The sequence below is a fragment of the Candidatus Igneacidithiobacillus taiwanensis genome (assembly GCF_031962545.1).
GTDB classification, from domain to species: Bacteria; Pseudomonadota; Gammaproteobacteria; order Acidithiobacillales; family Acidithiobacillaceae; genus Igneacidithiobacillus; species Igneacidithiobacillus taiwanensis.
Window position 1 is genome coordinate 1 of the sequence record NZ_JAVRKK010000032.1, and the last position, 20865, is coordinate 20865.

The 20865-nt window shown below is 58.6% G+C and carries 19 protein-coding genes; 17 read left to right on the forward strand and 2 right to left on the reverse strand.

Translation table 11 applies throughout. From position 1 onward, the window contains the following. The first annotated feature begins 450 nt into the window (after window positions 1–450). The 5 genes from RTI30_RS06420 to trbB all read left to right on the forward strand — a co-directional run bounded on the left by RTI30_RS06420 (window position 451) and on the right by trbB (window position 6557). Window positions 451–2151 carry an LPD7 domain-containing protein gene (locus RTI30_RS06420; RefSeq protein ID WP_312283485.1) on the forward strand — a complete coding sequence of 567 codons (1701 nt, stop codon included), beginning with the start codon at window positions 451–453 and terminating at the stop codon, window positions 2149–2151. A gap of 98 nt (window positions 2152–2249) precedes the next feature. After that, the gene (locus tag RTI30_RS06425; RefSeq protein ID WP_312283486.1) at window positions 2250–3071 is read left to right on the forward strand and encodes a hypothetical protein; all 822 of its coding nucleotides are present in this window, start codon (window positions 2250–2252) and stop codon (window positions 3069–3071) included. Between the two features lie 152 nt (window positions 3072–3223). Then, window positions 3224–4675 (forward strand): DUF3363 domain-containing protein, encoded by a 1452-nt coding sequence (locus RTI30_RS06430; protein WP_312283487.1) that lies wholly within the window; start codon window positions 3224–3226, stop codon window positions 4673–4675. A gap of 515 nt (window positions 4676–5190) precedes the next feature. Beyond that, complete coding sequence (locus RTI30_RS06435) at window positions 5191–5583, forward strand: hypothetical protein (protein ID WP_312283488.1); 393 nt, start codon at window positions 5191–5193, stop codon at window positions 5581–5583. Next, window positions 5580–6557 (forward strand): P-type conjugative transfer ATPase TrbB, encoded by a 978-nt coding sequence (gene trbB, locus RTI30_RS06440; protein WP_312283489.1) that lies wholly within the window; start codon window positions 5580–5582, stop codon window positions 6555–6557. The genes RTI30_RS06435 and trbB overlap by 4 nt, the downstream gene beginning before the upstream one ends. Before the next feature lie 432 nt (window positions 6558–6989). Here trbB and RTI30_RS06445 read toward each other — a convergent pair whose 3' ends face one another. Both RTI30_RS06445 and RTI30_RS06450 read right to left on the reverse strand, forming a co-directional pair. After that, window positions 6990–7394: a type II toxin-antitoxin system VapC family toxin gene (locus RTI30_RS06445; RefSeq protein ID WP_312283490.1), complete on the reverse strand. Its 405-nt coding sequence runs from the start codon at window positions 7392–7394 to the stop codon at window positions 6990–6992. Beyond that, window positions 7391–7663, reverse strand: a complete 273-nt coding sequence (locus tag RTI30_RS06450) for an antitoxin (protein ID WP_312283491.1) — start codon at window positions 7661–7663, stop codon at window positions 7391–7393. The genes RTI30_RS06445 and RTI30_RS06450 overlap by 4 nt, the downstream gene beginning before the upstream one ends. Before the next feature lie 297 nt (window positions 7664–7960). Between RTI30_RS06450 and RTI30_RS06455 the strand changes: the two genes are divergently transcribed. The 12 genes from RTI30_RS06455 to RTI30_RS06510 all read left to right on the forward strand — a co-directional run. Next, a complete protein-coding gene (locus RTI30_RS06455; protein WP_312283492.1) occupies window positions 7961–8332 on the forward strand; it encodes a TrbC/VirB2 family protein in 372 nt (123 codons plus the stop codon). A gap of 3 nt (window positions 8333–8335) precedes the next feature. Beyond that, on the forward strand, window positions 8336–8722 hold the full coding sequence (locus tag RTI30_RS06460; RefSeq protein WP_312283493.1) for a VirB3 family type IV secretion system protein: 387 nt from the start codon (window positions 8336–8338) through the stop codon (window positions 8720–8722). Between the two features lie 66 nt (window positions 8723–8788). Next, window positions 8789–11293, forward strand: a complete 2505-nt coding sequence (locus RTI30_RS06465) for a conjugal transfer protein TrbE (RefSeq protein WP_312283494.1) — start codon at window positions 8789–8791, stop codon at window positions 11291–11293. Window positions 11294–11343: 50 nt separating this feature from the next. Then, window positions 11344–12360: a hypothetical protein gene (locus tag RTI30_RS06470; protein WP_312283495.1), complete on the forward strand. Its 1017-nt coding sequence runs from the start codon at window positions 11344–11346 to the stop codon at window positions 12358–12360. Window positions 12361–12371: 11 nt separating this feature from the next. Further along, a complete protein-coding gene (gene trbJ / locus RTI30_RS06475) occupies window positions 12372–13109 on the forward strand; it encodes a P-type conjugative transfer protein TrbJ (protein WP_312283496.1) in 738 nt (245 codons plus the stop codon). A gap of 14 nt (window positions 13110–13123) precedes the next feature. Next, entirely contained in the window at window positions 13124–15307 is a 2184-nt protein-coding gene (gene trbL, locus RTI30_RS06480; RefSeq protein ID WP_312283497.1) for a P-type conjugative transfer protein TrbL, read from the forward strand. A gap of 621 nt (window positions 15308–15928) precedes the next feature. Then, on the forward strand, window positions 15929–16600 hold the full coding sequence (locus tag RTI30_RS06485; RefSeq protein WP_312283498.1) for a VirB8/TrbF family protein: 672 nt from the start codon (window positions 15929–15931) through the stop codon (window positions 16598–16600). 12 nt (window positions 16601–16612) lie between these two features. After that, window positions 16613–17740 (forward strand): TrbG/VirB9 family P-type conjugative transfer protein, encoded by a 1128-nt coding sequence (locus RTI30_RS06490; protein ID WP_312283499.1) that lies wholly within the window; start codon window positions 16613–16615, stop codon window positions 17738–17740. After that, entirely contained in the window at window positions 17740–18735 is a 996-nt protein-coding gene (locus tag RTI30_RS06495; RefSeq protein ID WP_312283500.1) for a hypothetical protein, read from the forward strand. The genes RTI30_RS06490 and RTI30_RS06495 overlap by 1 nt, the downstream gene beginning before the upstream one ends. Then, the gene (locus RTI30_RS06500; protein WP_312283501.1) at window positions 18732–20078 is read left to right on the forward strand and encodes a TrbI/VirB10 family protein; all 1347 of its coding nucleotides are present in this window, start codon (window positions 18732–18734) and stop codon (window positions 20076–20078) included. The genes RTI30_RS06495 and RTI30_RS06500 overlap by 4 nt, the downstream gene beginning before the upstream one ends. Window positions 20079–20082: 4 nt before the next feature. After that, on the forward strand, window positions 20083–20364 hold the full coding sequence (locus RTI30_RS06505) for a hypothetical protein (protein WP_312283502.1): 282 nt from the start codon (window positions 20083–20085) through the stop codon (window positions 20362–20364). Continuing rightward, on the forward strand, window positions 20361–20865 hold a 505-nt coding region (locus RTI30_RS06510), incomplete at its 3' end, for a type IV secretory system conjugative DNA transfer family protein (RefSeq protein ID WP_312283503.1). The genes RTI30_RS06505 and RTI30_RS06510, both read left to right, overlap by 4 nt.

Sequence of the window (20865 nt, forward strand, 5' to 3'; positions counted from 1 at the left end):
ACAAAAAGGCAAAAACAGGATCGGCAAGAGCCTCAACTAAGCTAATTTTTGGACGGTCAAGAAGAATTCCGAAGTTTTTGGAGATTTTTTCCGCATCCTCATAAGGGGACACTGTTTCTGGTGACAGATAACCCCGGTACGAAAGCGAAAAATGTAATCGTCCGATTGACCCCAATGATGGGAAAAGAGGATGACTTGTGGGCGATAAAAACGGCCGCAATTATGCGGAGAGATTATTTTAGAGGAAGGGAGCTGCTCTTGTTGCGCGACTCGCCGTATCACACGCAAACCCCGGAATCCGGAGTCCCCTTTAGCGCTAGGCCAAGAGCAGTTAATGAAATGCTAGAAGGCCAGAGTAATTACGTCAAGTCTCCGCTCCTGCAAAGCGACGCACCCATCGCAAGATCCTTGGTAGCAAGGATGCCCTTTGGCGCTAGGCCAGAAGCGGAGATGAGCAATCTCACCGAAGATCAATTTACTGTCAACACTCGAATCTCACAGGAGAATCAACCCATGGAATCCGTCTTTCAATATGGCCCTCTTTCCGTGCAGCGCGATCCCGAGTCGCAGGTGCTGGAGATTTCCCAATCCGATCAAAGTGGCACGGCGAGCATCCAGCCCGACGACCCGCTGCACAAAACGATCACCCAAACCATCACAGCAAACCCTTACAGCAAGGGCTTTGTTGCCAATCAGATTCATGCCCATCTGGAGAAGGAAGGTCGCTGGGTCACTAACGAACTGGATGATGAGGGTCTGACGCTTGGTCCATCGCAGGCTGTCGAACAGCAGAAGCCGGGGATGGAAGTGGCCGAGATCAATCTTGATTCTCCGGAGGGGAAAGCATTGCTGGCGGAACTGGAGAGCCAAGGTATTCGTCTACTCGACCCCGCAGAGTACAACCGTGACGCCGTAGAAATTCCAGCCGTGGCACAGGAGACAGCGACAACCTTGGGCAAGGTAGAGCCGGGATTGTCGGAAAGTGGGCGAGCAGATGCAGCAACTATTCGCACGCGGTTGCTGGATTCTGCAGAGTACCGTCCGGAGAAATATCGGGAAACTGGGGTTCCGGAGGTCGGGCAAGCGGCTTCGGAAAAAGTGCAGGGCATCCTGCAGCAAGAACAGGAGAAGCTATCAGAGCAACAGCGCAAAAGAGAGGAATGGATTGCGCAGAATCCGGAACGGAACAAATTCTTGCAGGAGCAGGGATCTATTCCCGTGCAGGATTCCGTATTACAAAAACTCCCCGAAAAGATGCGCGACCGATTCAGCAACCCCCGGATCGAGACGTACCCGGTAGTGAACTTCGAGGGTTCGCCCCTGGCTGTCTGGGATCGGGAATTGAATGAAAAGGATAGCTTTTTACGGTTCAACAGTGTTCTGATAGCGGACTACAAAGACCCTGAAACTGGAAAAGAGTTTCCGGTAACTCTGGCGGGTCTGAAAAAGCTGGAATACGGTGAAGAAGGTCCCAACCCGAAAACGATTGATGACGCAAAAAAGAATATCCAGCAGTGGATGGAGCGGGGAATCAGTCAGTTACCCGATGAAAAGGATTTGTTGTCTCGTATCCGGGAAGGATTTGACAGACAGCGAGATAGGGAGGATCGGGAAAACCTGAGACCACAAGAACCGGGAGAGGAAATAACTGCTCCGGCGCAGGGAAAAGAGGAAATCCCCTCTCCTGTCAAAGAGTCTCCGCAGGCCGTAGCGGATAAATCCCTGACGAATCCTGCCCCTACGTTCCAACGTAAGAAACCGCCGGAAGTCCTGTTACAGAATGCCAAAGGAAAGCCCCATGTTCTGGATCATGGCGACAAGATTACGGTCGCTAACCGGGCGATGTTTGGGATCGGCTCCGGGGCCACGGAGAAGAGGCGGGAGGCTGTAGGGGTAGCCCTGGATGCCGCAGCCAAACGCTTTGGAGAACCGGTTCGGTTTCAGGGCACCGAAAAATTCATGGCGGAAACCATTGCGCAGGCGATCCAGCGCGGAATCAAGCTGGAGCCCGGGAATGAGACGGCAAGGAAGATGTACGAGCTTGCCATAGAAAAGGCCGGACCCAATCAGTTAGGGCCGTCCAAGGCCGCGCCCTACCGAGCACCGGAGAAGACCAAGGCGGTAGAAAAAGGCCAAGGCTTGGGCATATAGCTGCGCTGCCTCCATAGATATTGTCCTGCGTCATGACGACTACCCGCATCGCCTGATCTATACCCCAAATGACGCAACCGGAACGGATGGAGCAGAACATGGACGAGCTGGACGAACTCGCGGGGATCGAGAAGCTGAACTCTGCCGCAGAACAGATGATGAATGAACCGCCACGACCGCGAAATGCTCGACGCAGACCAAACCGGGAGGTTCCCGAGGAGACAAACGAAGGGGAAGAGAAGGGGCAACCCGTTTCAGTGCAGGAGGAAGAGGCTGGAGTCTCTTCCCGGACTGGATCACCCGCGCCGGCCCTCCCCCCGGAAACTGATCGCCTGCTTCGGGAGATTCTGGATCGGCTGGACCAACTGCCGGCGGGCATTGTGGCCGCCACGCAGACAGGAAGTGCCCCGCGTCCCCAGCCGGCACCCAGAAAATCCTGGTTTCGGCGGAATCCGGCGGCAGAAGAAGAGAATGACGATTACGGGCTCGATCCGGTTGACGAGCCCGATCCGGAATCCCCGGAAGACCGGCGGCGCCGTCAGGATGTCTTTGCCTTGCTCAAGGCGGTCGAGGATCGGGTATGGAGCCATGCCATGACGCATCATTCCTCGCTGGTGGTCCTGATCGGCTGGTCCCTGGCCCTGATCTCCCTGGGGATCGGCATGGCCTGGGGGTATATTGCGGGATCTGCGCACTTCCCCTCCTGGTGGCCAACGCCGGGCGGAGGGCTACTGGAGTACCTGGCTGCCGCATTCCTGGGTGCTCCCGTAGGCATTCTGCTGCTGCCTATTTCCGGCTTGATCGTCTGGCGCATTGCCGGCGAGGCAACCATGGCGAAAAAGACCCAAATAGCTCTGAAAGCGGTGGCTGTAGTGATAGGATTGATTGGTATCGCCCTGCCCTTTGTGGGTTTGTTGTAGTGGCCACAAAGCCGCCATCGGCAAAACCCCCCGCAGCACAAACGCGCTCCGGGCGCTTTCTGTCGTCCACGGAGACGCTGGACGATCAGCTTGCGCCGGACAAGATGCCCTCCGGCCGTGGTCGAGCCGTTGCGTCCCGGATTGCCAACCGTGTGCATCGAGCACGGTCCAGCCATGGTGGCGCACGATCTCTCCAGTCCGTGCAGGCCACCATCAAGCGACTACTCCCTCCAGTGGGGAGCAATTACTACCATGCGCCTACTTCCAAAGGCCCGCCCCTGCGGCAAGCCGGGCGACGCTGCCTGGTCAAGGTCGTCTATGTGCGCAACAAAAAGCCTGGACAATGGCAGGCCCACGGCCATTATCTCAGCCGAGAGGGGGCACAGCAGGAGCAGGACAAGGGGGTTGGCTTTGACGCCAAGGCGGATGCTGTCCCCCTGGCCCGGTTGACGAACGATTGGCAAGAAGCCAACGACCCGCATCTGTTCAAGGTAACGCTCTCCCCGGAGGACCCGTTGCCCGCTGAGGCCCTGCGGGACCTGACCCGGAAATTCAACGCCCGGATACAGCATCAGATGGGCAGGGAGTATGAATGGGTGGCCATCGACCATCACAACACCAGCCATCCCCATGTGCATTTGCTGATTCGCGGTAAGGGCAAGTTGGAGCTTGCTCCGGATATGATCCGGCGGGGAATGCGCGAGGCGGCTCAGGAAATCCTGACAGAGAGCTTGGGGTATCGCACCGAAAGAGAGATTCAGGCGGCACGGGAACGGGAGATCGATCAGCGCCGCTTTACGGGTATCGACCGAGAAATCCTTGAAAAAGTGACCCCTGCCCCCCAGGGGTATGGATTGGTGGAGGAGACCCCTCCTCCCCTGCTCAAGGACCGCGAACGGGAGGGTCGCCGGATCCGGTTGGCCCGCCTGGAGAATCTGACGCTGATGGGGGTAGCAGACAAGATCGGTCCCAACCTGTGGCGTCTGGAGCCAGGCTGGGACAAGGCCCTGAAAGAAATGCAGGTGCTGCAAAGCCGCACCAGGATGGTCGCCGAGGCCCGTGCGCTGATGACCGAGCCCCGATGCCTGCCCCAGGTCACCCGGATCAAGCCCGGTGACCGGCTAGTGGGGCGAATGCTGGGCACGGGCCTCGATGAGCAGTATGAGCGCAGCTATCTCCTGATCGAGGGCGTCGATAACCGGATCCATATCGTGTATCAGACGACATCCATGGAGAAAGCCAGAGGCGAGGAGAAGCTGTCCCCCCGAATGTTGGTGGCGCTGACCGGCCTGGAACGCGGCGTGGCGGTCAAGGATTACGGTGTGGAGATCCCGGATCAGGGCTGGAAGAAAATCCCGGTGCCCACGGAAGCCCTGGATGACCAACTGGCGCACGAAAGCCGGCACCCGCCCAAGGACAGGGAAACGCCAACGACCGGCTTTGCGGCGGAGTGGCACCGCCGTCTTCTGGAACGACGCAAAGAGAAAGAGCGGGAGCGACTGGAGAAAGAGAAAACCAAAGCAGCACAACAAGCCAAAAAAGAGCAGGAAGCTGCTGGAGTCAAGAAACGGGCAAAGAAACAGCGAGGTACAGAGATCGAGTAGTCCGTCACTGATCCCGGTCACGCTGACCCGGTTGTGATCTATACCATCTCAGGAAAATCACAGCACGAACTATCAGGAACGAGATCGGAGGATACACCATGGCGGTACCGGCGGCAGAACGGAAACGGGCACAACGGGCGCGGGAGGCTTTAGCGATTACAGAGGCTATCCGCGCCCCAAAGAAGGCTACTGATAAAGACCTGGCGGCAGCCCTGCATTGGTGCCTCCTTACGAGAAAGGACAAGTCGGTAATGGAACCATCCCCTCGCAAAGTGACCGCGTTAGTGTCGGAACTGGCAAGGCGGTACGGCTGTAATTCCATTTGAAGAGATAGCCGCACCTATCGCGTGGAAAGTTGTTTGCAACGCTTGGCCGGCCTTTGCTTCTCCCGCTCCCCGTATCCCCTGCATGTCCTGATCTATACCCAACCAGACAGGCAATCTGGGGAAGACATGGCACAGCCCGTAGTTGTGAAAATGAAGTTCACAAGCACCTATGCGGATCATCTCAGGATCATGGCCGCAAACCGGCGCATGTCCATGGCTGCTCTGGCGTCAGAGTACGCCATGCGGGGTATGGACGCCGAGCGCAACGATGTTGACGAGCTGGCCGGCATGGAGCGACGGGTCGTATCCAGCATGCTGGCGGTGCGCAGTGACATGGAAGCCGTACAGGCCGAGCTGGATACCCTGGCGGCCATGCTGGATACCTTCGTCAAGGTCATGTTGATTCATCTGCCGGAACCGGGGAACGAAAAAGAGGCCGTCCGTGCGTCTGCCCTGGCTCGGTATGAGCGATTTATTCAGCAGGTCGCCCATACGGGATTTGAGAGGGATCGCCCGCAAGCCCTCCTGAAGATTGGTACCCTGATTCAGGCCCGCATTCTCACGGCGGAAGAAAACCAGTGAACATCACCGCGCATGATCGACAGGAACTGCAGGCCCATGGGCGACGCATCGAGCAGATGCAGCGTATTTTGGGGCCGGACATCGTGGCCCTGTTCGATGACCCCAAAGTGGTGGAGATCATGGCAAACCCGGACGGCCAGGTCTTCGTCGAGCGGTTGGGTGGCGGGATGGTGTTGCATAGCCAGATCGATAACCACCGTGTGCAGTCCTTTCTGGGTCTGATGGCGGACTTTTTGCGCACTACGGTCAGCAGGGAAAAGCCCGTGGTCGAGGGCGCCATGCCCCTGGAGTTTCTGCGTAGCCGCTTTGCCGGGGCTATCCCACCCCTGGTCGAGGGCGCCAGTTTTTCCATCCGCCTTCCGGCCCGGTCGGTGTACACCCTGCCCCAGTATGTGGAGGCGGGCATCATGAGCGAGGCCCAGCATGATGCCATTGTGGGGGCGGTCAGCAGTCGGAAGAACATCCTGGTAAGTGGCGGAACCGGTAGCGGTAAGACCACTTTGTCCAACGCTATCATCGATGTGATTTCCGGCCAGTCGGGGCCTGATCAACGCATTGTTATTATCGAAGACACTCGGGAGTTGCAGTGCAGCGCCCCCAATGTGGTCCAGTTCCTGACCGACGATGACGCCGGCATCGACATGACCCGCCTGTTGAAGCTCACCCTGCGCTACCGGCCTGACCGGATTCTGGTGGGCGAGGTTCGCGACAAGGCGGCGCTCGCCTTGTTGAAAGCCTGGAACACCGGCCACCCCGGCGGGATTGCAACACTTCATGCCAATAATCCCCAGGCGGCTTTGTTGCGCCTGGATCAGCTTTGCCAGGAGGCCGGCGTACCTTCACAGGTACATCTGATTCAGGAAGCAGTGGATCTGGTGGTCCAGATTGCTAGAGACAAAACCCACCCGGCAGGACGGCGGATTACCGCAATGCTCGATGTGAAAACCATGGAGGAAGTGAAATGTTACGCATGAATTCAGAACCGAGAGTCCGTTGGCGTTGGAACAGAATACTCCCGCCCATCATCGCTCTGGGCGTCGTCGCCGCACTTGGTTTCATTCATAGCGCAGTATCCGATGCGTCTGCGCCGGACCTCGATTCCCATAATTCAGTAGTGATGGTTTCGCCACCCAAGTTGCCACCGATGCCGATAGAACCGTATATCGACAAACGTTCGCCACTCACCGCAAGACAAGACTTGAAAATTATTAAGAAAACCAGCGCCTGCCTGACTATTGGGAACGATACCACCATTCTTTGTTTTGTACGGGAGACCAGATCGTCCCCGAAGATCAGCAAAAGACTAAACTAATTCCGTAGCTGATTCAGTAAGATAGGAGATTGTTCTTAATGCAACTCGATACTCGTATTGCAGCCGTCGCATTGCGGCGGCTATTGCGAGGATACTAGCCGTCCAGCCAGTTTTCTACCTTGAGGCCCCGAATGCGACCAAATTCGTGCATGTTGCCCGTCACTAGCGTAAGGCTGAGCGTATAGGCGTGCGTGGCAATCAGCAGATCGTTCATGCCGATAGACTGGCCTGCCGCTTCCAGCTCAGCGCGAATACCGCCATATTTGGCATCCGCCGGAATATCCAGCGGCAGCACCGGGATTGTTGCAAGAACCCCTTCCACTTTGGCAAGCAGCTGGGGAGATCCCTTTTTTGCGCAGCCATAGCGCAGCTCAGATGCGACGATGATGCTGGTGAAAATCTTCTCCGGACCGACCTGCTCAATATGACGTGCGGCGGTCCCTGCCGGGTTACGGATCACATCGCTGATGATGTTCGTGTCTAGCAGGTATCCGCTCAAAATATGTCTTCCGGTTGTGCGGGTATGTCGTCAATGACCGGGAACTGATCTTCTGGCCCCAGTGGCGCTTCTTTCCTCCACTCGGCCAGCAGTTCGACGATGTTCGTTGGTCTGGTCACTGGCTCGATGATGAGTTTATTGCCTTCGCGATGGATCAACACACGATCTCCCGGAAACGCAAACTCCGCAGGAATCCGCACCGCCTGGCTACGGTTATTGCGAAACAACTTGGCCTCTTTGGGTCGGGATGACGTCGTTAGAGTAGGCACGGCATTGTCTCCTATGTATATGCCTTATTGTATATGCCTATCTGTTTCGTGTCAATCTGGCTATGCCATCGCCACTCACCGCAAGACAAGACTTGAAAATTATTAAGAAAACCAGCGCCTGCCTGACCATTGGGAACGATACCACCATTTTTTGTTTTGTTCGGGAGACCAGATCGTCCCCGAAGATCAGCAAGAGCCATTGAAATGAAAAGGATGCGAGTCTCCAAGCCTCATAGGGTATACCAAACCCCTTCCGATCTATACCCAAGCGCAGGACCTTTGCAAAGGAGCATTTTCATGAAACTGCGTCGTTCTCTCAAGAAGTTGGTCACTGGTGTGGCACTGGCGCTCTCCCCCACCCTGGCGTTTGCATCCACCTCCGGGGGAGTGTTCTCTCCGATTACCGGCCAGTTGAATACCGTCCTGACGGGCATGCAGGACATGGGCGGACTGGTGGCTGCAGGCGGTGTGGTCGCCACGGGCTTGGCCTGGTGGAGTGGCGGCGAACACAAAAAGGCCATGATGATCGGCCTTGGTGCCACGATTGGTGGTATCGCCATGGCGAATGCCAAAAGTCTCGCTACCAGCATTACCGGCGGTGCCACCATGGGTCATGTCGGTGTAATGGGCCTTGTGGCCTCTCATGCGCTGCATGTCGTCGGTCTGTAAGCCATGGCGGCGGGAATCTCTCGTCGCCTTCCGCTACACCCTTCCCTGAACCGGCCCATGCTGGTGGCGGGAGGGGAACGGGAAGCGACTTTTCTGTTGTGGTTTGTCTGTTTGTCTATACCCATTCTGATTTCGCTCTGGTACGTCCCTGCGGGCCTTTTGATCGGTGCCATTGGACAGACCTTTTTGCGGTCGCTCGCCAAAAAAGACCCGCAGGCGCTGGGCGTCGTGCGTCGGCACTGGAGCCAGCAGGCATTTTATCCGGGCCGGGCATCTGCGTATGCCCCTGTCCGATACCGGGCACCCAAGGAACAAACCCAGAGTATTGCAGCCGGCGGCGCCATGAAGGTTTTTGCCAAGCTGCTCGGATCCGGTCAAGCAAAGAGCTAGTGTGCCAGGCCAGGGGAATGATCTCTGCCAAGGACTGGCATTGAAGCTAAGGGAGGAAAGAATACCGTGTTAAACCTCAAACAATATCGAGACAAGGCCCAGGGCCTGCCGGATCTCTTGAACATTGCCTTCCTGGTGGACAGTTGGACCACAGACGCCGGCGAGATGGCGGTAGCGCTGCAGAAAGATGGCTCGTTTCTGGCTGGCTTTCGTTATGACGGCCCCGATCTCGAAAGCCTCTCCACAACGGACCTGGAGAGCCTTTCCGCGCTATGGAACAATGCGCTCTCGCGTCTGGGTACGGACTGGGGCGTGCATGTGTCGGCTATCCGGGAACCTGCCGATGGCTACATCCCCGAAGCGGACAACCATTTCCGCCAGTCGGTAGCATCCCTCATCGACATGGAACGTCGGGCGCAGTATGGGGGTGAATCGCATCATTTCGTCACCCGCTACTACATGACCATCGCCTGGCGAACCCCCGTGGATGCTGAAGTAGCCGTAGGCCAGGCACTGGTACAGAAGAAAGCCCGGCGATCCGACGGTGCCTTGCATGATGATGCCTTTGCGGACCTGCTGGCCCGATTCCGCCAGCCGGTGGAGGTGATTCTCGGGCTGTTTCGCAGCCGCTACCGGGTGCGCGCCCTGGATGCAGACGGTCTGCTGACCCATATTCATGAGTGCTTGACGGGCGCGAAACATCCCATCAATGCGCCGCGCATTCCCGCGTATCTGGACGTGCTGGTCGGTCACCATGATTTTGTCGGTGGCCTGGAGCCCGCCATCGACGGCGAGGAGATCCGGGTGGTGACGGCAATCGGTTATCCCAACGTCTCCTACCCGGAAATGCTGGAGCACCTGCACGCCCTCCCCTTCCCGTTACGCTACACCTTGCGCTTCTTGCCGTTGGATCAGGCCGATGCCGTGCATGACATGGGCAAAATCCGGGACAAATGGTTTGGCAGCCGCCAGAGCCTGAAGGCCCAACTGGGCGAGAAGCTGTCCGGTGAGGCGGCAGGCGAACTCTCTGCGGACGACCATGTAACGAACCTCGCCCTGGATGCCAAGCAGGCGATCAACGAAGCCCGTGAGGGGGCCGTGAAGTTTGGATTCTTTGCCCTTGCCGTAGTCTTGCGCAGCGAGAATGAAAAGCTCCTCACGGAACGGGTGAAAGCCGTCAAGAGCTTCTTTGACAACGCCGGCTATGTGGCCTACCTGGAAACGGTGAACACGGTGGAGGCCCTGCTGGGCAGCCTGCCGGGGCATCTGTACGAGAACATCCGGCGGCCTATCCTGCACAGCCTGAACTTTGCGGACTTCGCGCCCAAGACGGAAATCTGGGCGGGCTCCGAACGGTGCCCGAGCCCATTGATGAAGATGGCGGATGGCCGAAAAGCCCCTCCCCTCCTGTATGCCGCAACGACGGGCAACACGCCGTTCCGGTTGAATCTGCATGTGGGAGATCTCGGTCACACCTTCATTGCGGGCATGACGGGGGGCGGCAAGTCCACACTGCTGGCCCTGTTGGCAGCGCAATGGCAGCGCTACCAGGATGCCCGTGTTATCGCCTTTGATAAGGGCATGTCCCTCTACACGATGACCGAAGCCCTCTACGGCCAGCACTATGATTTGAACGGGCCACTCTCGGATTTGAGCTTTGCGCCTTTGCAGCAGGTGGACGATCCCGCCCAAGCCGCTTTTGCGGCGGACTGGATAGAAGGTTTGGTGACCCTGCAAGGGATCAGTGTCACGTCGGTAGAGCGGGGAGTGATCCGGGATGCCATCAACGCCTTGGCGCGAGAGTCTGGGCGGTCGCTGACCCACTTGGTACAGACCATCCAGAACCAGAAGCTGAAAGATGCTCTGGCGTTCTACACGCTATCCGGTCAGACGGGCAGCCTCCTCGATGCCGAGCGGGATGGCCTGCAGGCGGAGGACGTCGCCATGCTGACCTTTGAGATGTCCCATCTCATGAACGGTAGCCCGACCATGAAGCGAACCACGGTCCCGGTGTTGTTGTACCTCTTCCATCGCATCGAGCAGATGCTGGACGGCAAGCCCACCTTGATCTTGCTGGACGAAGCCTGGACCTTCCTGGATGACGAGCTGTTTTTGGCAAAGCTGCGCGGGTGGTTGAAGGAGCTGCGGAAAAAGAATGCGGTGGTGGTCTTCGCCACCCAGTCGCTGGCCGATCTCAAGGGGAATCCGTTGTTGCCGGTACTGCAGGAATCTTGCCCGACAAAGATTTTCCTGCCGAATGCACAGGCCGGTGGACAGCAGTTGCGGCCCCTCTATGTCGATATGGGATTGAATGACCGGCAGATCGAACTGTTGGCACAAAGCACGCCCAAGCAGGACTACTACCTGTTCACGACCGAGGGCCAGCGGCGGATCCAGTTTTGCATGGGTCCCGTGACCCTGGCGTTCTGTGGTGTGAGCGATCCCCGGGAAGTGAAGCGGGTAGCGGAACTCAAGGCCACGCATGGCCAGAAATGGCCGGCAGCCTGGTTGCGCGAGCGAATGCCTGCCCATCGGCAGGACTGGGCGCAGGCGCTGGAGCAAATGCTCTGATCTATACCGACAAGACAGTATGGCGCCCTCACGGGCGCAGGGGGTGAACCATGAAGAAACGAAAGATGGCAGTGGTCGTTATTGCGTGCCTGGGGGGAGTTCTGGGGGGCGGATCTGCGGCCTTTGCCGGGACCGTGGCGCAGGATCTGCAAGCCTTGCAACAGGCCAATGCGGAAATTCAGGCGGTAGCCCAGAACTGGCCGCAAATCCAGCAGGCGGCGCAGGCGTATGGGGGTCTGTCCGCCTATGCGGCGCAGGCCGGTATCGGCCCCGTGGTACGCAATCGCATGGGCTATCAGGAGCAGTGCCACAACGCTTATTGGGACAACGAGATCCCGCAGTTGGTCACGGGCGCCATGAATATCGCCGGAGACGCCGAAGCACAAGCCTACGCCATGCAGGCAATCGCCACGGCCTGGGCACAGGACGCCGGAAACTTGTTGGATGCGGAAGTTCAGCAGGACGCGCAGGCCCAAAATCCCAACTTCTCCACCGTGCAGACGCAGGTGAATCAGGAGATCGCGGCGGCAAATGCGCTCAATGGCATGCTATCCACGGTCGGGAACCAGGTCGCCGCCGCCACGGGGCCAAGCCCCAACCTGCATTCCTTACCGATCTCCAACTGGACAGCAGCAATCGGGGACTATCCGAATCTGGCCGCCGTGCAATGGAACGCGGGGCCATCGGACGGTGCGCCCATTGGCTGGTACATGGATCAGATCCCGGTGAACGACGAATTCCCCCGCCTGGTGGATGTATGCCCAACCGGCACGGCAAGCATTCCGGAAGAATCCGATGCCACCACTCTTTCAGCGGTACAGATGGGGGAGCAGGAAGAGCCGGATTTAGCGCAGGTCGTTCCGTCCGTGTCCAGCGGTTCCACTTGGACGGCCCCGACGATCTTTGATCCGTACTACGCAGCGGACTATCAGGCGCGTGTGCAACTGGTACAGGCGCTGGGGTACGACCTGCCGCAGGTGGCCAGGTACATGGCTCCGGTGACGGGGGCCATGCAGTCTTTCGCGCAGACCGCTGATCAATTGACCCAAACGTTGGCCTCAAATTGAGGAGGAGAGCCATGAAAAGCAAGGTGAGTTTGTCTATTGTTGGGGCCATGCTGGCCTTGGTATCCGGCAATGCGTTTGCCGGTGGTGCCGTAACGGGTGGTGCTACCTTCCCCGAGCAGATCACCCAGGAAGTGACGGCAGTGCAGTCTCTGGGAAAGCAGGTGGAAGAGGTCAGTAATCAGATCGAGCAGTACGCCAATATGGTCCAGCGATATGAAAACATGGTGCAAAACACGCTGGCGTTGCCGCAGGCTACTTTTGATTCCATCTGGAATCCGCTGGTAGGTTCCATCCAGAAACTGGAAGGCCTCTACAGCCAGGCGCAGGCCCTGGGCTATGCGGGCCAGAACATTGGGTCGCAACTGGCGCAGGAGTACCAAGGCGCGGGGGCATCTATTACCAATCTGTCCCAGAATTACTCCAACTGGAATGCCTCTACCAATGCCGTGATGGAAGACACCCTGCAATCCTACCATCTGTCGGACCAGGAGTTTGCAACGGAAGACCAGTCGATGGCGACCATCCAGCATCAGGCGGCAACAGCCACGGGAAGGGCGGCAATTGCGGGTGCTGCGGTCGCTGCAGCCAATGTGACGACCAAGGCGGTTCAGCAACTCGCGCAAATCACGGAAAACGCCAACCGGGCGGTAATTGCCTATGACAAGGAGAAAAAGGCGGCAGACAATGCCGATGCCGCCGCGTCGGTCAGTTCGATGTTCGGCGGTGCCACTAATTCTATTCTGCCCTGATTGGAGCTTTTGTGATGAAAAAGAGCATGGCGCGACTGGCCCTATCGGGGGCCTTGATGCTACTCCCGGTGGCAGCATGGGCGAATACAGACATACTAAACTCCACGGAAACGCATCTACACACCAGCATCTTCGCCTGGGCAGGGAAGATGCAAACCGCTACAGAATCTCTGTTTTTTGCTCTCGCCGCCGTAGAGGTCGCCATTCTCTTCATGAATCATGTCCTGAAAAAGCGGGGGCATGAAGATCTCTTCTCTGGGATCATCAAAAAGACCATCACGCTCGGATTTTTTTTGTGGCTCATCAACAATGCCGTGGGCGGAATTGGCTTTATGCCGTCCATCATCAATGGACTGGAGAATGGGGCCACAGCGGTTGGTGCTCCCCCCGCGACGCCTTCCACCATCGCGGACGAGGCGTTGGATACGGCGGTTGGTGTGTTGTTCACTCCGGCGGTAGCCTATTCCAACAATCAGTCCGCACGGCAAACATTCAACAGTGACCTAAAAGCCAATAACATCGCCGGTGCGGTTGATGTCGCGGAGACGCAATTTGGGAAGGCGTCGAGCAAAGGTACGTGGATCGGCCCCAATCTCAAAGCCATTATGGCCATTTTGCTGGAAACGATCATTGCTTTACCGATTGCGATCATCGCCGGCGGCGGTGTCTTCATGCTGGCCCTGGATTTCCTGATGGTGACGCTGGAGAGTTATCTGGTTATGGTTCTTGGCCTGGTCGTGCTGGCAGGGGGTGGACTGCGCTACACCAGCAAATATGTCGGCAGCTACATGGACTATGGTATCAGTGTTGGCGTCCGGCTGTTTGTCATTGCGGCCGTATCGTACCTTGTCGTCACAGCGCTCATTCCTGAGCTGCAAACCATCATGACCATCGCCAATCCATACGAGATGGCCTTTGAAGCGGCCATGCTCGGGGTCATCATTGCCATTCTGCCCAAGAAAGCCACATCCATTGCCCAAACCCTGCTGAATGGTCAGTCTTCCTTTGGTGGTGAGGGCGGCAAGGCCCTGGCTGCGGGCGCTGCAGGGGTGGCCGCAGTGGCTACGGGCGGAGCGGCACTAGCGGCCGGCGGTGCCGCCATGGCCGCCAGCAAACTCGCTGAAGCGGCAGGTAGCGCTGCGAATGGAAGCATGGGCCCTGCCACTGGAGCAGGTACCGGCGGAGCAGAAGGCGCGGCATCCGGGGTGCCCTTCCCCGGCAATGCCGGTAGTCTGACCGGTTCCGGCAGTCCGGCCCCCACGGGCGGCGGTACACTGTCCCCATCCGTAGCGTCTCAAGGAGCCGGTCAGACAGCCGGACAAGGGAAGGCACAAAGCAGCCAGAAAGCTGCTGCGGGTAATACGACGCCTGGCAACAACGCATCCTCTGCCCCCGCATCGGGCGGTACGGCCAGCAACAGTGGAGCCGCCAACGCCCCTGCCGCTTCTACTGAGGCAGGAAGCGCGGCATCCTCTTCCCCAGCATCCGAAGGTGCCGAATCAGGCGGTGACGCTGCGGCCTTGGCCACCGAGGGCGCCGCCCTGGCAACGGAGTCGGCTGCCATCAGTTCCGCTAGTCCGGCCCCCACGGGCGGCAGTGACACAGCCCCGGCGTCCCCAAGGGCTAGTCAGACAGCCGGACAAGGACAGGCACAAAGCGGCCAGAAAGCTGCGAGTACCACGGCGTCCGGTAGCAATGGTGCCGCTGGTGGGCCTACTTCAACGACTACGGCGGCGAGTAATAACGCATCCTCTGCCCCCGCATCGAGCGGTGCGGCCAGCAACAATGGAGCCGCAAGCGCCCCTGCCGCTTCTACTGAAACAGCCGGCGGACCCAGTACTACAGGAGGCGCCGCCAGTGGCAACGAATCGGGCGACGCTACTACCCCAACGTCCGAAGGCGCAGGATCAGGCGGTGACGGTGCGGCTACTGAGGATAGCTCGGCCCCATCCGATGCGGGAGCCTCCGCGCCTTTACCGCCCGTAAGCGACGCCCACGGTGCGCCTGCACCCGACATGCAGAGTATGCAGCGGATACTGGAGCAGATTGCGAGGAATACGTCTGGACCGAAGAAAGGTATTTCTCCAAAGCAAGCTGGGAAAACTATTCATGAAGCAATCAGTCGGATGGGGCAGCAAGAAGGTGGGCATGTTAAAGGCCAAGGTATATCCACAGAACACATGAACGACTTTGACTAGCGGCACCACTATGAGCAACAAAAAGAAGGAGGAAGTGGGGCCCTTGACAAGGGCTAAACCGGAGAGCTATACCACAAACAAGCTATCGAAACACATCGGAGATTGCTCGCTATGTCAGACCCTTATATTGATGATTTGGGAGTTAGACGTGATACCCATTATGTCGACACTCTAGGCATTGTCCGGGAACATGAAAGAAAAAGAACCTCCCCCTCAACTTGGGCAAGCTCAAATCATGCTTCCGGTAACCCATTGTCGCATGGAGAAATCGGCCTACTAGCTGGATGGGCATATGTTGTAGCATTCTTCGCTGTGTTACTGGTTCTTGTTGAAGTCCTTGGGCCATTCGTCTACTTGGCCTTGGGCGCGGGGATCATCTGGGGGGTGTGGCGTCTCGCTGTCTCACCTCGCACGCGGCGAGTCCGGCTGTTCCTGCAAGATGTAGTAGAAGAGTTGCGGGAACGGGTGGGCCTGTAACTGATAGAATCGGTGTTTGCAGGGACTTAGCATAATTCACCAAGTAATAGCCGAAGAGCGATAGCCCTTACTCGACCCTCCCTGATTTATCCCCATCTCCCCTGATCTATACCCTCACAGAGGATCCACCTGTGAGGGTTTTTTATGTCAGACGAAGTTCATGATTATCTGGCGGCACGCCAATTGTGGAACGAACGTGCCGGATCAGATCGCGCACAAGCTAAAAACTGGCGCCTGGCCGCCATGCTGTCTCTGGCTGCATCGGTCTTGTTCGCTGCGGGCATCGTTTATGAAGCGGATCGGGTGCATGTGGTGCCCTATGTTGTCCAGGTGGACAAGCTCGGGCAGACGGTGGAGTTGGCACAGGCCGTCAGGGCCGGGGCGTTTGCCCAGCCGGTTGTCAATCATGTGCTTTCCCGATTCGTCTGGCTTGCCTTTACCCGCAGCCCCGACGTGCATGTCCAAAAGCATTTCATCGACGAGTCGTACAACTTCATCGACTCCAGGGAAAAATCATCGCTGGATGCCTTCTACAGCCGTCACCAGCCCTACTCTGCCTACAGCAACAAGACCCAGGGCCAAACCGTCACCATTCAGACGGCGGAACCCATGGGAAATCTCACCGCCAAGGGCGGAGCCTATATCATCGACTTCCTGGTCAAGAAATACGGCCCGCATGGCAACCTGGACGGCGCCCAGCCGTGGCAGGCCACCATCAGCTACGCCACTGTGCCGCCCAGCAATAACCCGGAAGTCCTGAAAGGAAATCCCTTTGGGATCTACATCACCCATTTTGCCTTCAGCAAGCAGTTGTGAGGGGGGCCTGACATGCGTACCCAACGAATCCTGCTTGCCACACTGATCCTGGCCCAGCCCCTGATCATGCCGCTACCGGTGGACGCGGGCGTTGTCGAACCCGGCTTGCCTTCGGTTGCCGGCTACCCCGCCTTTCCTGCCAAGGGCAAGACCACCTCCTCCCAGTCCACCGCGAGCACGGCCGCGACGGCTTCCACCCGTTCCGCACAAACCAAAAGTCCATCCTTCGTGGTCCCGTCCATCCGTCTCTCCTCTATCGCCCGGGCGCGTCAGAATGCTCACAAGGTCTGGCAACAGTCCATTGCAACCCCGCCGGAGGGCAAAGAAAGCCCCGCGACAGATGCCCTCGCAAAGCAGGCACTGGCGGCGTCGCGGCAAGCAGATGTGACCCCGCCAGTCATCGGGGGCGCAGACGGGGCCGTCACCAGTGTCGGTGGTCGCCCGGTACTGGTTTGCTCTCCCCTGCATACCTGTGTCATCGCCCTGCCCGTAGGCACCAAGCCGGTTACGACCGTCGGTGTCAGTCCCGCCGAATGGCAGGTGAATCAAGCCATGGTCGGCAAACAGCCGGAAGTCTTTCTGTCCCCGAAGTTCGCCGGTCTTCACCAGAATATCATCGTGGCGGCCACCACCAAGGCAGGAAAGGCCGTCAACTATCAGGTACGCATCGTGTCCGACAAGAACCGCTATGTGCCGGTCCTGGAGATTGCCGATACCAACGGGGATCAACGGCGCTGGAATCCTACGGAGATCGCCGGCCTGATGCCCCCCCGGAAACCGGCGGGAAAGGCCCTCCCGAAAAATGCGCCGGTACTCCCCCTGCCGCTCGTTCCTGTCGGTGCCATCCATACGAACTGGACCATCCGCTGCGGCGGTGGCGGCTGGTTCGGTGCTTCTGACTGCGGGGCCATCCGCCCTTTGCGCGTCTACGATGACGGCACCCACACCTTCCTCCAGATGCCCGCCGGCCTCGCCAGTCATGGGGGGTTCCCTATCGTCCAGGCGTTTAACCGGACGGGCAAGGAAATTGGCATGGACACCCAGATCCGGGGCCACCTGATCGCCCTGGATTCCGTGCCCGACAAGATCAAGCTGCGCCTGGGGCACGAAGTCGTCACCATCGAACGAGGAGAATCCTGATGCACACGCTGAAAACCCTGATGCTATCTGCCGCCATTCCGGCGATTTCTGTGGCTGCGCCCTCTCTCCATACGCCAGGGGTCGGATCAGCGGAAGGTCAAGCGCTGAACACGGCGCAAGCCTGGAGAATCGCGGCGGATAGCCACACGCTGATTGGCCAAGGCGGCTTGCCCCTGATCACAGAAGAGCAGTCTCTGTGGAATGCCTGGCGGTCTGGGCGGATCGGAAAGCTGCCGGTGCTGGCCTGGGGGGATGGTGCAGTCATTTATCCACTCGGACTGACGACCCCCATCCTGCAAACCAGCCCAGATAACTTCTCGGTCATTGTGCTGAACAAGGGAGCCGTGCCCAGCGGGATGCTGGGCGCACCCGGAGCACAATGGATCGTGAAGACCACCGTTGCCGGTCATCACGCCATCGTCGCGGTATCTCCCCGCTTTGTCGGCATCCAGAGCAACCTGCAAATCTTTGCTACCGGTCCGCAAGGGCAGTTGTTGACCTACACCGTGGGACTGGTCTCCGGCAAAGAACGCTACACCCCCCAGCTCTCTTTCTACCGGGACCTCGCTCCCCAGTCAGCGGCAATCCCCCTGACACCCGTTGGGCCAGGGGCGAGGACCGTGGTCGGCGGCTCGCCGGCCGAAGGTCCCGCTTCCCGAGGAAAAGGGCCAAAGATCGTGGCATCCCATCTCTCCGTCAACTGGCAGCAGCAATGCGTCATTGGCGACTGCTCGCAGATGATGCCACTCACCGTGGCCAGCACCAAGACACAAACCTTTGTGCATTTTTCCAAGGCATTGCAGGTAGCGCCGTTGATTTTACCTAAAGATCGGCAGGGAAACTCCTGGTACGCACCCAGCCGGCTGACCGCAGGCGGCAAGACGCTGATCGTGGATGCCGCCCCTTGGCGTCTGGACCTTCTGCAGCAAGGTCCAGGCAAACAGATCATGCAGATTCGCCTGACCCGTGGTGGCAACAAGGAGGGTAACCAGTGAATCCCTTTCAGTTCCTCATGGACGCCCGCAACCGCAACGTCGCCAAAAAAGCCGGGAAGGCGAGCGGCAATTCAGCCTCCGGGCCGAACTTCAATCCGACGACCGGAAATGCCGGCATCAACAAGAAGCCCAGCGGCGACCAACTGGCGACACGGATCAGCCGGCGGCCCCTCTACATCGCCATGGGAGTCCTTGGGGTGGCTTCCTATGGCGGCTATTTGTACTTTCAAAACCACGATCCCTTTGATCACCACACGGCCAAGGCAACCACTTCGGTCAAGCCGGCAACCGCGTCCAGCATAGTGCCGCCGGCAACTCCCAAGCACAAAAACCATAAGCCATTAGCGCCAAACACGAATGGTGGGGGTACCCATCCCGCTGCCATGACCCAAAGTCCGGCGCCCGCGCAGTCCGCGCCGCCAGGAGGTGTCCCGCAAAAAAACCCTTGGGCTGCACAGGATGCCGCATTCCAAGCAAGCCTTGGCACGGGGGCCAGCGGTGGATCCTCCGCCCTGACATGGAAGCAAAACACCTCCGCCGCTACCCTGCAGGCCACGCAAACGGCGGTGACGCCCAGCGAGGCCGCCCAGAATGCCTTGCTGGCCGCAGACAAGGCTGCGCAACAGGGAAAGAAGCACAAAAAGCCGGTACACGACACGTCTACCACCCTCGTTTCCAGAGAAATCAGTCCCTATGAAGTGCTGCAGGGGTCCGTCATTCCGGCCGTGCTGGAAACGGGGATCAAGAGCTACCTACCGGGCGAGATCACGGCGGTCGTCAGCCGGAATGTCTATTCGAGCGTGAATGGCGCCACCCTCCTGATCCCCGCCGGAGCCAAGCTGGTTGGGACGTACAACACGGCGACTACCCTGGGGGTCAACCGCCTGATGGTAGCCTGGACCCGCATCGAGTTTCCGAACGGCACGTACATCAACCTGCCCGGGTTCGGTGCCAGCGGCGGCAAGGGCTATGCAGGCTTTGCCGGGGAAGTGAACGACCACAACTGGCTCATCTTCAAAAACGCCCTGCTGATGTCCATCGTCGATGCCGGGATGGCCATAGCGAGCCCAACCAGCACCTCCAGCAATACCACGGGGGTCACCGGCAATCAGGCCCTGCAGGACAGTGAGCAGAGCCTGTCACAGACCTTCGGGCAGGCCGAGGCGGAGTTGCTGCAGAAGTACATCGACATCGCCCCCACCATCACGGTCAAACCCGGTTACCCGTTCAACGTGGTCGCCACCAAAGACCTGGTATTCCCGGGGCCGTACAACCCGGCCATGCAGACAGGACCGGGCACAGTAAACCCGGCGGTCGCGCCCAAGCCGAACCCTTACGGATAAAGGCATGCAAGCGAACATCATCATTCGCAGTGAACACGCGGACGCGGGGATTCCCCCGAAAACGCGGTCGGAAATCGTGACCCGCAAGGTGCGGGCCATGACCGATGAGGAACTGGCGAACATCGCGCAACCAAGAGATAGGCACCAACCGGGACGGGGCCTGCGGCCACTCTCCGTCTCCTTGCCTGCGGACGTTCTGGAACGCCTGCAGCGATTCAGGGGCTCGCAGTGGAGCGTGTCGGCGCTGGTGGATCGGTTGCTGACAGAAGAAGAGAGGTCTTTATGAGCCGACATATTGAATTTCTGGATCTTTCCAAGAGCGACCGAAAGTACCAAATAACACTGCCTATTCTGCTGGATACCTGGAAGGATTCCATCGTTATCCAGGACATCAATGGGGTGCATTTTTTGGCTACGGCCGGCTATCGCAGAAGTAAAAGGAACTACATCCTCAAGTTTTCCCCGGGATCGATAAACGAAGACGGCACCTATCCCAGTGAGGGCTGTTGCTTCAATCCCCTGGATGCCGTGCGCGTGGGCACACCCTTCGACGTGAAAGATGCCATGAATATCGCAAGGCTAATCCTTAGTCGAGATTACGAATATGCCCCTGGCTTTGACCGCAGACCACCATTTGCTGTGCCGGAAGATCATTGGCACCGATGCGCATTATCCCTTCTAACCGGAGTCATCCTGCATGTGCTCTACGCCATGCCGGACAAGACCCTGCGCGGGGTGGCGGCCTACCTGAACGATCCCACCCTGGAGAGCGTGGACATCGCTTTCG

What these genes read in the sequence shown, in the direction of transcription:
- RTI30_RS06420 (WP_312283485.1), top strand. Translation starts at nt 451, where the DNA reads ATGAGCAATCTCACCGAAGATCAATTTACTGTCAACACTCGAATCTCA.
- RTI30_RS06425 (WP_312283486.1), top strand. Translation starts at nt 2,250, where the DNA reads ATGGACGAGCTGGACGAACTCGCGGGGATCGAGAAGCTGAACTCTGCC.
- RTI30_RS06435 (WP_312283488.1), top strand. Translation starts at nt 5,191, where the DNA reads ATGGCCGCAAACCGGCGCATGTCCATGGCTGCTCTGGCGTCAGAGTAC.
- RTI30_RS06455 (WP_312283492.1), top strand. Translation starts at nt 7,961, where the DNA reads ATGAAACTGCGTCGTTCTCTCAAGAAGTTGGTCACTGGTGTGGCACTG.
- RTI30_RS06460 (WP_312283493.1), top strand. Translation starts at nt 8,336, where the DNA reads ATGGCGGCGGGAATCTCTCGTCGCCTTCCGCTACACCCTTCCCTGAAC.
- RTI30_RS06470 (WP_312283495.1), top strand. Translation starts at nt 11,344, where the DNA reads ATGAAGAAACGAAAGATGGCAGTGGTCGTTATTGCGTGCCTGGGGGGA.
- trbJ (WP_312283496.1), top strand. Translation starts at nt 12,372, where the DNA reads ATGAAAAGCAAGGTGAGTTTGTCTATTGTTGGGGCCATGCTGGCCTTG.
- trbL (WP_312283497.1), top strand. Translation starts at nt 13,124, where the DNA reads ATGAAAAAGAGCATGGCGCGACTGGCCCTATCGGGGGCCTTGATGCTA.
- RTI30_RS06485 (WP_312283498.1), top strand. Translation starts at nt 15,929, where the DNA reads ATGTCAGACGAAGTTCATGATTATCTGGCGGCACGCCAATTGTGGAAC.
- RTI30_RS06490 (WP_312283499.1), top strand. Translation starts at nt 16,613, where the DNA reads ATGCGTACCCAACGAATCCTGCTTGCCACACTGATCCTGGCCCAGCCC.
- RTI30_RS06495 (WP_312283500.1), top strand. Translation starts at nt 17,740, where the DNA reads ATGCACACGCTGAAAACCCTGATGCTATCTGCCGCCATTCCGGCGATT.
- RTI30_RS06505 (WP_312283502.1), top strand. Translation starts at nt 20,083, where the DNA reads ATGCAAGCGAACATCATCATTCGCAGTGAACACGCGGACGCGGGGATT.